The sequence below is a fragment of the Streptomyces hygroscopicus subsp. hygroscopicus genome (assembly GCF_030269125.1).
Lineage (GTDB): Bacteria > Actinomycetota > Actinomycetes > Streptomycetales > Streptomycetaceae > Streptomyces > Streptomyces hygroscopicus_C.
On record NZ_BSSM01000001.1, the window covers coordinates 1007678 to 1022720 of the forward strand.

Sequence of the window (15043 nt, forward strand, 5' to 3'; positions counted from 1 at the left end):
GAGTACGGCTAGCGTCCGACAGCAGCGCGAGGCAGTCTGTGGAGCACGGCGGAGGGGGTGCGCAGCCCCTCTTCTGACACGCTTCACGATATGGAAGACTGGTCTAGACAACCCTGAACAGCGAAGGGCAGCAACACATGGCTGAACGCCGCGTCAACGTCGGCTGGGCCGAGGGTCTTCACGCCCGCCCCGCCTCCATCTTCGTCCGGGCCGCCACGGCCGCAGGCATCCCGGTGACGATCGCCAAGGCCGGCGGCGGCACCGCGGTCAACGCGGCCTCCATGCTGGGCGTTCTGGGCCTGGGCGCCCAGGGCGGCGAGGAGATCGTGCTCGCGTCCGACGCCGACGGCGCGGAAGCCGCGCTGGACCGGCTGGCCAAGCTGGTCGCCGAGGGCCTGGAAGAGCTGCCCGAGACGGTCTGAGCAGGACCCCGCGACGGTCTCGGAGAGAACGGTCTCAGCGGGATACGGGAAGCCGCGTCATCCATATGGAGTGGCGTGGCTTCCGTGTTTTCGGAGCATCACCATATGAGCCATGACCGTTATTCGTCATGGCCCGCACCGCGGAATTCACGGCGGCCGCACATACACGGACACCGAATATCCCGCCCACTTTGTATACGGCACCCGTGTTAACTCCGCGCACCGGACATGTTTACGGAATGTTGCGAAGTCCTCACCCGCTCCTGGGGGCCTGGAATCCGCAACCGGTGCGCGACCGTCGTCCGCTCGGTGTGCAGGGCGGTCACCGCGCGGGCGCGCTCGCCGTCGCCGCGCGCCACCGCGTCCACGATCGCGCCGTGCTCCGCCCACGTGGCGACCACGTCCGGCGGCGTGTCCACGGTGTACATCCAGGCGATCTTGTGGCGCAGCTGAGTGAGCGTCGAGGTCAGCGACGGACTGCCACAGGCCTGGGCCAGCGTCTCGTGGAACCAGCCGTCCAGGGAGCGCAGATCCTCGCCGCCGCCCCTCCTGGCGCGCTCCTGGCCCAGCCGGACCAGTCCGCGCAGCACCTTCAGATGCGCCTCGGTGCGCCGCCGCGCCGCGCGCGCGGCACCGAGCGGCTCCAGCAGGAGGCGCATCTCCAGCAGGTCGGCGGCCTCCTGCTCGGTCGGCTCGGCCACACAGGCGCCCGCGTGCCGGCGCGTCACCACGAAGCCCTCCGCCTCCAGGGTGCGCAGGGCCTCGCGCACGGGGACGCGCGAGACGCCGTAGCGGCGGGCCAGCACCTCCTCGGTGAGGCGGCCACCGCGTTCGAGGACGCCGGCGACGATGTCGTCCCGGATCGCCGTGCACACCGAGTGCGCCGGAATACGCATGCCCGACCTCCGCCTTAATACCCGCGACACGACGCCGACGACGGACGCGTGTTTTCCGTGACTCTATTCCACCGGGCCGGAATTTCCGACGGGAGGCCGGAATCCATGAATATTTTTTGGACAGCTTCCGGCGGAACGGCCGGGGAATGACGAAAGCCCCGGCCGGGTGGGCCGGGGCTTCGGACGCCGCGCGGGAACGGTCAGACGTTCACGCCGTGGTTGCGCAGGTATGCGACGGGGTCGACGTCGGAGCCGTAGTCGGGGCCGGTGCGGGCCTCGAAGTGCAGGTGCGGGCCGGTGACGTTGCCGGTCGCGCCGGACAGGGCGATCTGCTGGCCCGCGGCGACCCGCTGGCCCACCGTGACGCCGATGGACGACAGATGGCCGTACTGGGTGTACATGCCGTCGGCCATGCGGATCACGATCTCGTTGCCGTACGCCCCGCCCCAGCCGGTGGAGACGACGGTGCCGACGCCGACCGCGTGCACGGGGGTGCCGGTGGCCGCGTGGAAGTCGATGCCGGTGTGCGAGCCGGAGGACCACAGGGAGCTGCCGACCTTGTAGCCGGTGGACACGTAGGAGTGCGCGATCGGGGCGACGAAGGTGTTCAGCCGCTTGCGCTCGGCCTCCCGGGCGGCGCGGGCCCTGGCCTCGCGCGCCTCCTTCGCCCGCGCGGCGGCGGCCTTCTCGGCCGCCTCGTGCTCGGCGATCCGCTGCTGGGCGGTGGCCTGGGCGTCGATGTGCTCGGCGAGGTCGTCGGTCGCGGCGAGCACCGGGGTGAGGCCGGTCTGCTCGGCGGTGTTCTCGGCGGCGAGCGCCGGGGACGCGGCGAGGGTGCCGATGACACCGGTGGTGGTCAGGGCCGCGACGCCGGCCGCGTGGACGGTGGTGCGCTTGACCCGGCCGGGCTTGCGGTGCTTCCCGGTGGCGCATACGAACGCCATGTGTGTGGCTCGTCCTTTCCTTCCCTCTCGCCTACCGGGTTAGCTGACGGGTTCGGAGCAGGAAGGTCTCCTACGGGCGCCACGCCGTCGCGCGGACGCCCGATTCACCCCAAGGGACGGTGGGTCCCCGGCTCCCCCGGCTCGCGCCTGGGGGGACTCGGCGATGGCTGTCCGGTGCCGCGGCTGCGGCGCACTGCCCGACGGACAACCCGGACGACGCTAAGCGCACCGGCTCTCAAAGCCCAAACGGATCGCGGCTTTTGTAGCGCATCCCACAGGGCAGACAGGCAACCTCCGCCCCAATTCGGACATCCTGGGAACAGAGTGGAACAAAGTGGGGCCCTGACGACCCGTAGGCCGTCAGGGCCCCACCGCTGAGGAGCCTGCCCGCGCGTGCCGTTACTCGGCCGCCACCACGGTGACCTCGCCGAGGCCCAGCGCCTCGACCGGCGCCTTGATCTGCGCGGCGTCGCCGACCAGGACGGTCACCAGGCGGTCCACCGGGAAGGCGTTGACGACGGCCGCGGTAGCCTCCACGGTGCCCGTCGCGGCCAGCTGCCGGTAGAGCGTCGCCTGGAAGTCGTCGGGCAGGTGCTGCTCCACCTGGTCGGCGAGCGTCCCCGCGACGGCCGCCGCGGTCTCGTACTTGAGCGGCGCGACGCCGACGAGGTTCTGCACGGCGACGTCCCGCTCGGCGTCGGTCAGGCCCTCCGCCGCGAGGGTGCGCAGCACCTTCCACAGGTCGTCCAGGGCGGGACCCGTGTTGGGAGTGTCCACCGAGCCGCTGATGGCCAGCATGGAGACGCCGTTGCCCTCGGGACCCGAACGGAGCACCTGCCCGAACGCGCGCACCCCGTAGGTGTAGCCCTTCTCCTCCCGCAGGACGCGGTCCAGCCGGGAGGTGAGGGTGCCGCCGAGGCAGTACGTGCCGAGAACCTGGGCGGGCCACACCCGGTCGTGCCGGTCCGCGCCGACCCGGCCGATGAGCAGCTGCGTCTGGACGGCGCCGGGGCGGTCCACGATGACCACGCGCCCGGTGTCGTCGGCCGTCACCGCGGGCACCGGCCGGGGCTCGCCCGGGGTGCCCGTCCAGGCGCCCAGGGTGTCGCCGAGCAGCGCGTCCAGGTCGATGCCGGTGAGGTCGCCGACCACGACCGCGGTGGCCGTGGCGGGGCGCACGTGGCGGTCGTAGAACGCCCGGACGGCGACCGCGTCGATCTTCTCGACCGTCTCCTCGGTGCCCTGGCGCGGCCGGGACATGCGCGCGGTCGCCGGGAACAGCTCCTTGGAGAGTTCCTTGGCGGCCCGGCGGGCGGGGTTGGCCAGCTCGTGCGGGATCTCGTCCAGGCGGTTGCGGACCAGCCGCTCGACCTCGCTCTCGGCGAAGGCGGGGGCGCGCAGCGCGTCGGCGAGCAGCCCGAGGCCCTTGGCCAGGCGGGAGGCGGGTACCTCCAGGCTGAGCCGGACGCCGGGATGGTCGGCGTGGGCGTCGAGGGTGGCGCCCGCGCGCTCCAGCTCGGCGGCGAACTCCTCGGCGGAGTGCTGGTCGGTTCCCTCGGAGAAGGCCCGCGCCATGATGGTGGCGACGCCGTCCAGGCCGGCCGGCTCGGCGTCCAGGGGGGCGTCCAGGAGCACCTCGACGGCGACGACCTGCTGTCCGGGGCGGTGGCAGCGCAGCACGGTCAGGCCGTTGTCGAGCGCGGCGCGCTCGGGGGCCGGGAAGGCCCACGGCTTCGCCTCGCCGGCCTGCGGCTGGGGGTGGAAGTCCATGGTGGCGAGCTGCTCGGTCACTTGGCCGTCTCCTCGTTCTCGTTTCCGGCCTCTACGGTGGCTTCCGACTCCGGGTCCGCGGGCACATCGGCGTCCTCGACGGCCTGCGGGGACTTCGGCTCGTAGACCAGGACCGCGCGGTTGTCGGGGCGCAGCCGGGCCTTGGCGACCTCCCGGACCTCCTCGGGGGTCACCTCCAGGATGCGCTGCACGGCGTTCAGCGCGAGCTGCGGGTCGCCGAACAGGACGGCGTAGCGGCACAGTTCGTCGGCGCGGCCCGCGACGGTGCCGAGCCGGTCCAGCCACTCGCGCTCCAGCTGGGCCTGGGCGCGCTCCATCTCCTCCGGGGTGGGGCCCTCCTCGGCGAACCGGGCCAGCTCCTCGTCGATGGCGGTCTCGATGACCGGCACCTCCACGTCGCCGGAGGTCTTCACGTCCAGCCAGCCCATGGAGGGCGCGCCGGCCAGGCGCAGCAGGCCGAAGCCGGCCGCGACGGCCGTACGGTCGCGCCGCACGAGGCGGTTGTACAGCCGGGAGGACTCGCCGCCGCCGAGCACGGTCAGGGCGAGGTCGGCCGCGTCGCACGCGCGCGAGCCGTCCTGCGGCAGCCGGTAGGCGGCCATCAGGGCGCGCGCCGGGACCTCCTCGACGACGACCTCGCGCCGCTGCTCGCCGATGACGTCCGGCAGGGAGCCGTCCCGGGGCGCGGGCTTGCCGTCGTGCGCCGGGATCGAACCGAAGTACTTCTCGATCCAGGCGAGCGTCTGCGCGGGGTCGATGTCGCCGACCACGGAGAGCACCGCGTTGTTCGGCGCGTAGTAGGTGCGGAAGAACTGGCGGGCGTCCTCCAGGGTGGCCGCGTCCAGGTCCGCCATGGAGCCGATCGGCGTGTGGTGGTAGGGGTGGCCCTCCGGGTACGACAGGGCGGTCAGCTTCTCGAAGGCGGTGCCGTAGGGGACGTTGTCGTAGCGCTGGCGGCGCTCGTTCTTGACGACGTCGCGCTGGTTCTCCATGGACTCGTCGTCCAGGGCGGTCAGCAGGGAGCCCATGCGGTCGGCCTCAAGCCAGAGCGCGAGCTCCAGCTGGTGGGCGGGCATGGTCTCGAAGTAGTTGGTGCGCTCGAAGCTGGTGGTGCCGTTGAGCGAGCCGCCGGCGCCCTGCACCAGCTCGAAGTGACCGTTGCCCTTGACCTGCCCGGAACCCTGGAACATCAGGTGCTCGAAGAGGTGGGCCAGGCCGGTGCGGCCCTTGACCTCGTGGCGGGAACCGACGTCGTACCAGAGGCAGACCGCCGCCACCGGGGTCAGGTGGTCCTCGGAAAGCACCACGCGCAGACCGTTGGCCAGCCGGTGCTCGGTCGCTGTCAGGCCCCCGGAGCCTGCCTCGGCCGTGGTCGTGTGACCCATGGGCATGTACGTCCCTTCGCGAGCGGAGGCGGTTGTGGAAACCGCGGTTTTCCTGCCGTTCCTGCCACTGTATGCAAAGCGTGCGGGGCCTCGGCGAAGTTCCCGCGGCACGTACGCCCACAGCGGATCGCGTAGCCTGCCTCGCACCCGGACCCGGTGATCGCCCGGGCGACGGTCCGGGTTGTCAGTGCCCCGGGCCACAATGGTCCGCGACAGATCCGTCAACAGCTTCAGCACGAGCGAGCCGAAGGGTGCGCGCCCCGAAGGCGAGCGATCAGATCAGGAGGAGCCGGCAGCGATGGCCCGCCGCAGCACGAAGACCCCGCCGCCCGACGATTCGTACGAGGAGAAGATCCTCGACATCGACGTCGTGGACGAGATGCGTGGCTCCTACCTCGAGTACGCGTACTCGGTGATCTACTCGCGCGCCCTGCCGGACGCCCGTGACGGTCTCAAGCCGGTGCACCGCCGGATCGTCTACCAGATGAACGAGATGGGACTGCGCCCCGAACGCGGCTATGTGAAGTGCGCGCGTGTCGTCGGCGAGGTCATGGGCAAGCTGCACCCGCACGGCGACGCGTCGATCTACGACGCCCTGGTGCGCATGGCCCAGCCCTTCTCCATGCGGCTGCCGCTGGTCGACGGCCACGGCAACTTCGGCTCGCTGGGCAATGACGACCCGCCGGCCGCCATGCGGTACACCGAGTGCCGCATGGCCGAGGCCACGAGCCTGATGACCGAGTCGATCGACGAGGACACGGTCGACTTCGCGCCGAACTACGACGGCCAGGAGCAGGAGCCGGTGGCCCTGCCCGCCGCCTTCCCGAACCTGCTGGTCAACGGCTCCTCGGGCATCGCGGTCGGCATGGCGACCAATATGCCGCCGCACAACCTGCGCGAGGTCGTGGCCGCCGCCCGCCACCTGGTCCGGTTCCCGAACGCGGACCTGGACGCGCTGATGAAGCACGTTCCCGGCCCGGACCTGCCCACCGGCGGCCGGATCGTCGGCCTGGACGGCATCCGGGACGCGTACGCGACCGGCCGCGGCACCTTCAAGATGCGGGCGACGGTCTCGGTGGAGCCCGTGACCGCCCGCCGCAAGGGCCTGGTGGTCACCGAACTGCCGTTCACGGTCGGCCCCGAGAAGGTCATCGCGAAGATCAAGGACCTGGTCAACGCGAAGAAGGTCCAGGGCATCGCCGACGTCAAGGACCTCACCGACCGCGAGCACGGGCTGCGCCTGGTCATCGAGATCAAGAACGGCTTCGTGCCCGAGGCCATCCTGGAGCAGCTCTACAAGCTGACGCCGATGGAGGAGTCCTTCGGCATCAACAACGTGGCCCTGGTGGACGGCCAGCCGCTCACCCTGGGCCTGAAGGAACTCCTGGAGGTCTACCTCGACCACCGCTTCGACGTGGTGCGCCGCCGCAGCGAGTTCCGCCGCGGCAAGAAGAGCGACCGGCTGCACCTGGTCGAGGGCCTGCTGACCGCCCTGGTCGACATCGACGAGGTCATCCGGCTGATCCGGTCCAGCGAGAACTCCGCGCAGGCCAAGGAGCGCCTGATGCGGCGCTTCTCGCTGAGCGAGGTGCAGACGCAGTACATCCTCGACACGCCGCTGCGCCGGCTCACCAAGTACGACCGCATCGAGCTGGAGGCGGAGAAGGACAAGCTCACCGAGGAGATCGCGGAGCTGACCCGGATCCTGGACTCCGACCAGGAGCTGCGCAAGCTGGTGTCGGCCGAACTGGCCGCCGTGGCCAAGAAGTTCGGCACCGACCGGCGCACCGTGCTGCTGGAGGCCGGCGGCGCCCCGGCGGCCGCCGTGCCGCTCCAGGTGGCCGACGACCCGTGCCGGGTGCTGCTGTCCTCCACGGGCCTGCTGGCGCGTACGGCGACCGCCGAGCCCTTCCCGGAGCAGGCGGGCGCCAAGCGGGTCAAGCACGACGTGATCATCTCGGCGGTGCCGGCGACCGCGCGCGGCGAGATCGGTGCGGTGACCTCGGCGGGCCGGCTGCTGCGGATCAACGTGGTGGACCTGCCGCAGCTGCCCGAGACGACCGGCGCGCCGAACCTCGCCGGGGGCGCTCCGCTCGCCGAGTTCGTCTCCCTGGAGGACGACGAGACGCTGGTCTGCCTGACCACGCTGGACGAGTCCTCCCCCGGCCTCGCACTCGGCACCGAGCAGGGTGTGGTCAAGCGCGTGGTGCCCGACTACCCGTCCAACAAGGACGAGTTGGAGGTCATCACGCTCAAGGAGGGCGACCGGATCGTCGGCGCGGTGGAGCTGCGCACCGGCGAGGAGGACCTGGTCTTCATCACGGACGACGCGCAACTGCTGCGCTTCCAGGCGTCCATCGTCCGTCCCCAGGGCCGCCCGGCGGGCGGTATGGCGGGCATCAAGCTCGCCGAGGGCGTGAAGGTCATCTGCTTCACGGCCGTCGACCCGGCCGCCGACGCGGTGGTGTTCACGGTGGCCGGCTCGCGCGGCACGCTGGACGACTCGGTGCAGACGACGGCCAAGCTGACCCCGTTCGACCAGTACCCGCGCAAGGGCCGGGCCACCGGCGGCGTGCGCTGCCAGCGGTTCCTGAAGGGCGAGGACTGTCTGGCGCTGGCCTGGGCGGGCCCGGTGCCCGCACGCGCGGCGCAGAAGAACGGCACCCCGGCCCAGCTGCCGGAGCCGGACCCGCGCCGGGACGGCTCGGGGACCTCGCTGCCGAAGACGGTCTCGGTGGTCGCGGGACCGGTCTTCTGAGCGGCGGCAGGACAACTCCTGCCGCCGTGGCGCTCCGCTAGCCGCCGTAGGGCTCCGGGTCGGGTTCGTCCTCGGAGCCCTGCACGTAGCGCAGGACGCCCCACATGCCGTGTTCGTCGGCGTGCGGGGCGTCGCTCTCGCACCCCTTCAGTTCCTTGCCGAGCGCCTCGGTGCCGATGCCGGAGCCGATCAGGACGAGCTGGGTGCGGCGGGCCTCGCCGGGCGCCCAGGGCTCGGGGTAGAAGCGCAGGAACCGGCCGACGGCGTGCACGGTGTACCGGTTGCGGGGATCGCAGGGGCCGAGGTCGACATGGCCCTTGACCCGGTACAGCCCCTCGGGCCGGCTGTCCAGGAACCGCATGAGGCGGCGCGGGTCCAGGGGGACGTCCGAGGTGAAGGACAGGCTGTCGTAGCCGGTGTGCAGGTGCCCGGCGTGACCGTCCGCCCCTGGATCGTCCGGGTCGCGGCCGTCGCCGCGGTCGTGCAGGTCGTCGAAGGACAGCTGGCCGATGCGCTCCTCGCTCGGCCGGCAGTCGAAGAGGAACTCGGGATCGAGACGCCCGTAGGTGGCCGGTACGACGGCGGCCCGGTCGGTCAGGGACCCCACCAGGGCGAGCACCCGTTCGGGGTCCTCGGTCCGGTCGAGCTTGTTGACGACGACCAGGTCAGCGAGGGCCAGATGCCGGTCGATCTCGGGGTGCCGCGCGCGCGTGTCGTCGAACTCGGCCGCGTCCACGACCTCGACCAGGCCGCCGTAGACGACGCCGGGGTGCTCGCTGGCGAGCACCATCCGCACCAGTTCCTGGGGTTCGGCGAGTCCGCTGGCCTCGATGACGATCACGTCGATCCCGGCCTCGGGCGCGGCGAGTCTGCCCAGGTAGACGTCGAGTTCACCGGCATCCACCGCGCAGCACAGGCAGCCGTTGCCCAGGGAGACGGTGGAGTCGCCGAGGGCGCCCGCGACGGCCAGGGCGTCGATCTCGATGGCGCCGAAGTCGTTGACGATCGCTCCGATCCTGCTGCCGGCGCTGCGGTGCAGCAGGTGGTTGAGGAGCGTGGTCTTCCCGGAGCCGAGGAAACCGGCCAGGACGACGACCGGGATCTGCTGCGGGGGGCGACGGCTGCCGTCCGTGCTGTGCGCCAAGCTGTTCCCCAAGGGGCGGCCTTTCTCCTGTGAACGGGCTGCGGACCAGGATAAAAGGGCCCCGGGGGCGGCAGGGCCCCGAGCGTGGGACGCAAGGGTCTCGGAGCAGAGGCCCGAGGGGGGCGAGGGGGGCAGGCCCAGGTTCGGGGGCGAGGGAAGGCGGGTCCCAGCCGGGGGCGCAAGAAGAGCAGGACCGGGTTCGGGGCGGGGAAGGCGGGTCCAAGGCCCGCGGGCACGACGGGGCGGGCCCAGGCCCGCGAGGCGCGAGGGAGCGGGGCCCAGGCCCGCGAGGCGCGGGGAGGGCGGTCCCAGGCCCGGACGGGGCAAGGTCCCGGAACCGGGACGGAGAGCCGGGGCCGGGCCGGCCGGTCAGGCGGCGGGTACCGCGACCGGTGGCTCGGGGCCCACATAACGCGCCACCGGGCGGATGATCTTCGGGTCGGCCGCCTGTTCCAGGATGTTGGCGCTCCAGCCCACGACCCGGGCCGCGGCGAAGGTGGGGGTGAACATCTCCCGGGGCAGGCCACACAGTTCCATCACCACACCGGCGTAGAACTCGACGTTGACGTGGAGTTCGCGGCCCGGCTTCAGCTCGGCGAGGATGGCCTCGACCCGGCGTTCGACCTCCACCGCGAGGTCCACCCGGGGGCCGCCGAAGCCGAGGGCGATCTCCCGCAGCATCCGCGAACGGGGGTCCTCCGTGCGGTAGACGGCGTGTCCGAAGCCCATGATCCGCTCGCCGGCCATCACCCGTTCCCGGATCCAGGGGTCTATGCGGTCCGGGGTGCCGATCGCGTCCAGGGTGTCCAGGGCCCGGCTGGGCGCACCCCCGTGCAGCGGGCCGGACAGCGCGCCCACGGCGCCGGTCAGACAGGCCGCCGCGTCGGCGCCGGTGGAGGCGATGACCCGCCCCGTGAAGGTTGACGCATTGAATCCGTGGTCAATAGTAGAGATCAAGTATTGCTCGACCGCACGAGCCCTGCGCGGATCGGGTTCCGAACCGGTCAGCATGTACAGGTAGTTGGCCGCGTACGGCAGATCGTCACGCGGCTCCACCGGGTCGAGCCCCCGCCCCAGTCGGTACAGGGCGGTGAGCAGGGTGGGGACGGCGGCGCAGGCGGCCAGGGCGTCGGCGCGGCGCCGGTCGGCGTCGAGGTCGTACAGCGGCCTGAATCCGCGTGCCGCGCCGAGCAGGGACAGCGCGGTGCGCAGGCCGGCCAGCGGGCCGGAGGCGCGGCCGGCGGCGGCGATGGCGGGCAGGGCCGCCCGGACCTCCTCGGGCAGCCGCCGCAGCGCCGCGGTCTCGGCGATGAAGGCGGCACCGCGCTCGGCGTCGGGGAGGGCGCCGTGCGCGAGCAGGTGCCAGACGTCCTCGAAGCGGCGGGTGCGCGCGAGATCGACCGCCGAGTACTGGCGGTAGTGGTAGAAGCCCTCCCAGCCCCGGACGTCGCCGATCTCCGTCTCGGTGACGACGACGCCCGCGAGACCGCGAGGGGCCTCGACGAGGGGTGCTGCGGTCCTGTCGATGGTCATGATGCTCCTTCCCGAGCTTGATCCGACTGTCCACTCTTGATGTTTTATCTGTCAATGTTGATTGAATCAATCTATGAAGAGTTGGCCATCAAGAAGTGCAGAGGCCGCTACGGTGACCCCCATGCGCGATCACGAACCCGCTCCCCACCGCCCCGGTCGAAGACTGACCACCAAGGAGACCGCCGAACTGCTCGGCGTGAAGCCCGAGACGGTGTACGCGTACGTCAGCCGCGGCCTGCTGAGCAGCAAGCGCGAACCCGGCGGCCGCGCCAGCACCTTCGAGGCGCGCGAGGTGGAGGACCTGGCCCGGCGCAACCGCCGTGAAAGCGCCGGGATCCCGGGCTCGGGCGGCGATCTCTCGGTGCGCACCCGGATCACGCTGATCGAGGCGGACCGGTACTACTACCGGGGCGTCGACGCCACCGAGCTGGCCGCCCGCCACTCCTACGAGGAGGTCGCGGAGTGGCTGTGGACCGGCCGGCTCGTGCCCGGCACGGTCTTCACCGCGCCCGAGGCGACCGTGCGCGCCGCCCGCTGGGCCGTGAAGGCGCTGCCCGAGCACACCTCCCCCATCGACCGGCTGCGGGTCGCGACGATCGCCGCGGCGGCCGAGGACCCGCTGCGCTTCGACCTGTCCGGTGAGGCCGTGCTGAACACGGCGCGCGTCCTCATCCCCACGCTCGTCGCGGCCCTGCCGCCGGTCGTGCGCGACCCCGGGGAGGACGTGCCGCTGGCCCACCGTCTGTGGTCGCGGCTGACCGGCCGGGACGCGGACGAGGACGCCCTGCGGGTCCTGGACGCCGCGCTGGTCCTGCTCGCCGACCACGACCTGGCCGCCTCCACGCTCGCGGTCCGGGTCGCCGCCTCCGCGCGGGCCCACGCCTACGCGACGGTCTCGGCGGGTCTCGGTGTCCTGGAGGGCCCGTTGCACGGCGCCAGCAGCGGGCTGGCCCACCGGATGCTGCTGGACGTCCTCGACCTGGGCAACGCGGCCCCGGTGATCGCCGACGAGCTGCGCGCGGGCCGCCGCATCCCCGGGCTCGGCCACCGCCTGTACACCGGCGAGGACCCCCGCGCACAGGTCCTCTTCGGCCTGCTGGAGCGGCTCCCGCGCGCGGAACCGGCCCTGCTCGCGGCCCGCGACATCGTCGCCACGACCGCCCGGCACACCCCGCTGCACGCCAACGTCGACCTGGCGCTCGCGGTGTTCACCTCCTCCTTCGGCATGCCGGCCACCGCCGGCGAGACGATCTTCGCCGTCGCCCGCACGGCGGGTTGGATCGCGCACGCCCTGGAGGAGTACGGCGAGCGCCCCCTGCGCATGCGCCCCGTCGGCCACTACGTAGGTCCGCGCCCGCCACAGCCCCTCCCTGAGGCGGACTGAGCCCCCGCGACTCGCCGCGCGGCCCGGGGCCCCGGCCCATCGGGAGTCCGCCGCCTCTCCCGAGGCGGGCCTTCCATGAGCACGACACGACCCAGGCCGGAAGTCTCCGTGCCGAAGGTCAGGTTAGGCTCACCTCTGTGAGTAGGTGTGCGTCCGTCTCCCGAAGCCTCGACGAGCCCGTTTCGGCGACGGCGGCCACGGCGACGACGTGGCTGCTGCTGGAACAGCCCGGCCCGTGGGGCGCCAGGGCGCTCACTTCGAGCCACCTGGACCCGGCGCTCGGCCGGGCGCTGGAGGCGGCCGCGGAGGGCACCGGCGTACGTGTCGCGCTCGTCCGGCGCCCCGGTCGCCACGCGGACCCCGGCACGTCCGAGATCCGCCAGGTCTACGCCGCCCACACCGTGCCGGGCCGGATCTGGCTGCACGCGGCCGCCACCCACGACCCCCGGCGCCTCCTCGACCTGGACCTCGCGGCTCTCGGGGCGGGCGACCACCGTTCCTTCGGCGCGGTGCTCGGCGGCCGTCCGCACACCGGCGATCCGCTCGCGCTCGTGTGCACCAACGGCAAGCGCGACCGCTGCTGCGCCCTGCTGGGCCGCCCGCTCGCCGCCGAACTCGCCGCGTCGGGGGAAGGCGGGGTCTGGGAGGTCACCCATCTGGGTGGACATCGTTTCGCGCCGACGGTGCTCGTGCTGCCGTACGGCTACGTCTACGGTCGCGCCGAGGCGCACACCCTCAAGAAGGCCCTGGACGGCGTCCGGGAGGGCCGGGTGGCCGTCGAGGGCTGCCGCGGCTGCTCCGCGTTCGAACGCCCCGGTCAGGCTGCCGAACTGGCGGTGCGTGAGGTGGCGGGCGAGTACCGGGCGGGCGTACTGGGCGTCGTAAGGACCGAGGGTGCGGCCCCGCGCTGGGCGGTCACCGTGGTCCATGCCGACGGCCGGCGCTGGCGGGTCACCGTGGCACGCGGCGCGTCTCCGCCACCGCGCCCGGAAAGCTGCGGCGCCGCGGTGCTCGGCACCCCGGCGCGGATGACCGTGCTGGCGGTGCGCGCGCTGCGGCCGACGGCGCTGGCGGGCTGAACCGCGCGGCGCGTTCACCCCGTACTGTCGTCCCCCATGAGCCCGACTCCCTCCGCACGCCGTCTGCGCCTCGGTATGCCACGGCGGGCGTTCTCGCAGGTGCTGCTCATGCAGGTGACGATCGCCGCGGGCGTCGCGGTGCTCGTGACCGGCCTGTTCCTGGCGCCGCTGAGCAAACAGCTGGACCGCGAGGCGATGCGCCGCGCGCTGGCCATCGCCGAGACCACGGCCCAGGACCCGCAGATCGCCAACGGCCTGCTGACCACGCCGCCGACCGAGGACGGCCCGGTGCAGCGCGAGGCCGAGCGGATCCGGCGGGCCACGCACGCCGAGTACATCGTGGTCCTCGACCGGCACTGGGTGCGCTGGTCGCACCCGACCACCTCGCAGATCGGCCGCATAGTCTCCACGAGCCCCTCCGACGCCCTCGCGGGCAAGGAGGTCATGGAGATCGACCGGGGCACCCTCGGGCGCTCCGCGCGCGGCAAGGTGCCGCTGTACGACGCCCACCACCGCCTGATCGGGGCGGTCTCGGTCGGCATCGCCTACGACAGCGTGCGCGCCCGGCTGATCAGCGTCATCCCGGGGCTGCTCGCCTACGCGGGGGGTGCCCTCGCGGTGGGCGCGCTGGCCGCCTGGCTGATCGCCCGCAGGGTGCAGCGGCAGACCCGGGACCTGGCCTTCTCCGATATCTCGGCGCTGCTCGCGGAGCGCGAGGCGATGCTGCACGGGATCCGTGAGGGAGTGGTCGCCCTGGACCGCAGCGGTCGGATCCGGCTGCTCAACGACGAGGCGCGCCGGCTCCTGGGCATCGGCGACGAGGCCGTGGGCCGCACCCCGGACGAGGCGCTCGGTGAGGGCCGAACGACCGATGTGCTCGCCGGGCGGGTGACCGGCACCGATCTGCTGACGGTGCGCGGCCGGCGCGTCCTGGTCGCCAACCGCATGCCCACCGACGACGGCGGTGCGGTCGCCACCCTGCGCGACCGCACCGAGCTGGAGCAGTTGGGACGCGAACTCGACTCCACGCGGGGCCTGATCGACGCCCTGCGCGCCCAGGACCACGAGCACGCCAACCGGATGCACACCCTGCTCGGGCTGCTGGAACTGGAGATGTACGACGACGCGGTGGAGTTCGTCGGTGAGGTGGTCGGTGACCACCGGGTCACGTCCGAGCAGGTGACCGAGAAGGTGCAGGACCCGCTGCTGGCCGCCCTGCTGGTGGGCAAGGCGACGGTGGCGGCGGAGCGCGGCGTCGCCCTGTGGGTGTCGGAACGCAGCCGGCTCCCGGACCGGCTGGTCGATCCGCGGGGGCTGGTCACGGTGGTCGGCAACCTGGTGGACAACGCCCTGGACGCCGTCGCGGGCACCCCGCACGCGCGCGTGGAGGTCGAGTTGCGCGTCGAGGGCCGTACGGTCGTGCTCAGGGTGCGGGACACCGGCCCAGGAGTTCCGCTGGACCAGCGGGAGTTGGTGTTCACCGAGGGGTGGTCCACCAAGCGGGCGCCCGCGCACGGCAAGCGGGGCCTCGGGCTGTCGCTGGTGCGCCGGCTCGCCGAACGCCAGGGCGGCAGGGTGACCGTGGGCACCGCCGGCGGGGGCGGCGCGGAGTTCACGGTGGTGCTGCCGGAGGCGCTGGGCGAGCCGGGACTGGAGCCGGGGCCCGGATGGGAACCCGAGCCCGAGCCCACGGCGCGCACCAGTTGA

The 15043-nt window shown here is 72.7% G+C and carries 11 protein-coding genes and 1 riboswitch; of the genes, 5 read left to right on the forward strand and 6 right to left on the reverse strand.

Annotation, left to right across the window (positions count from 1 at the left end):
- Nucleotides 1-137 precede the first annotated feature (137 nt).
- On the forward strand, nucleotides 138-422 hold the full coding sequence (locus tag QSK45_RS04230) for an HPr family phosphocarrier protein (RefSeq protein ID WP_285553272.1): 285 nt from the start codon (nucleotides 138-140) through the stop codon (nucleotides 420-422).
- 209 nt (nucleotides 423-631) lie between these two features.
- Here QSK45_RS04230 and QSK45_RS04235 read toward each other — a convergent pair whose 3' ends face one another.
- The 4 genes from QSK45_RS04235 to QSK45_RS04250 form a co-directional block, all read right to left on the reverse strand.
- Nucleotides 632-1318 (reverse strand): GntR family transcriptional regulator, encoded by a 687-nt coding sequence (locus QSK45_RS04235; RefSeq protein WP_285553273.1) that lies wholly within the window; start codon nucleotides 1316-1318, stop codon nucleotides 632-634.
- Between the two features lie 200 nt (nucleotides 1319-1518).
- Nucleotides 1519-2262 (reverse strand): M23 family metallopeptidase, encoded by a 744-nt coding sequence (locus QSK45_RS04240; protein WP_285553274.1) that lies wholly within the window; start codon nucleotides 2260-2262, stop codon nucleotides 1519-1521.
- A gap of 13 nt (nucleotides 2263-2275) precedes the next feature.
- A riboswitch (cyclic di-AMP (ydaO/yuaA leader) is annotated at nucleotides 2276-2435 on the reverse strand.
- A 226-nt stretch (nucleotides 2436-2661) separates the two neighbouring features.
- Complete coding sequence (locus QSK45_RS04245; RefSeq protein ID WP_285553404.1) at nucleotides 2662-4032, reverse strand: M16 family metallopeptidase; 1371 nt, start codon at nucleotides 4030-4032, stop codon at nucleotides 2662-2664.
- Between the two features lie 17 nt (nucleotides 4033-4049).
- On the reverse strand, nucleotides 4050-5444 hold the full coding sequence (locus QSK45_RS04250) for a M16 family metallopeptidase (RefSeq protein WP_285553275.1): 1395 nt from the start codon (nucleotides 5442-5444) through the stop codon (nucleotides 4050-4052).
- A 292-nt stretch (nucleotides 5445-5736) separates the two neighbouring features.
- Here QSK45_RS04250 and QSK45_RS04255 point away from each other — a divergent pair, with 292 nt between their 5' ends.
- Nucleotides 5737-8196: a DNA gyrase/topoisomerase IV subunit A gene (locus tag QSK45_RS04255; protein WP_285553277.1), complete on the forward strand. Its 2460-nt coding sequence runs from the start codon at nucleotides 5737-5739 to the stop codon at nucleotides 8194-8196.
- A gap of 37 nt (nucleotides 8197-8233) precedes the next feature.
- Here QSK45_RS04255 and QSK45_RS04260 read toward each other — a convergent pair whose 3' ends face one another.
- Both QSK45_RS04260 and QSK45_RS04265 read right to left on the reverse strand, forming a co-directional pair.
- Entirely contained in the window at nucleotides 8234-9352 is a 1119-nt protein-coding gene (locus QSK45_RS04260; protein ID WP_285553279.1) for a CobW family GTP-binding protein, read from the reverse strand.
- A gap of 357 nt (nucleotides 9353-9709) precedes the next feature.
- Nucleotides 9710-10873 carry a citrate synthase gene (locus QSK45_RS04265; protein WP_285553281.1) on the reverse strand — a complete coding sequence of 388 codons (1164 nt, stop codon included), beginning with the start codon at nucleotides 10871-10873 and terminating at the stop codon, nucleotides 9710-9712.
- A gap of 121 nt (nucleotides 10874-10994) precedes the next feature.
- On the opposite strand from QSK45_RS04265, the gene QSK45_RS04270 reads away from it, so the two are divergent.
- From QSK45_RS04270 to QSK45_RS04280, 3 genes are all read left to right on the forward strand, one after another.
- Complete coding sequence (locus QSK45_RS04270) at nucleotides 10995-12257, forward strand: citrate synthase (RefSeq protein ID WP_285553283.1); 1263 nt, start codon at nucleotides 10995-10997, stop codon at nucleotides 12255-12257.
- Between the two features lie 137 nt (nucleotides 12258-12394).
- Nucleotides 12395-13336, forward strand: coding sequence for a ferredoxin family protein (locus tag QSK45_RS04275; RefSeq protein ID WP_285553285.1), 942 nt, complete (start codon nucleotides 12395-12397; stop codon nucleotides 13334-13336).
- A 36-nt stretch (nucleotides 13337-13372) separates the two neighbouring features.
- Nucleotides 13373-15043, forward strand: a complete 1671-nt coding sequence (locus QSK45_RS04280; protein WP_285553287.1) for an ATP-binding protein — start codon at nucleotides 13373-13375, stop codon at nucleotides 15041-15043.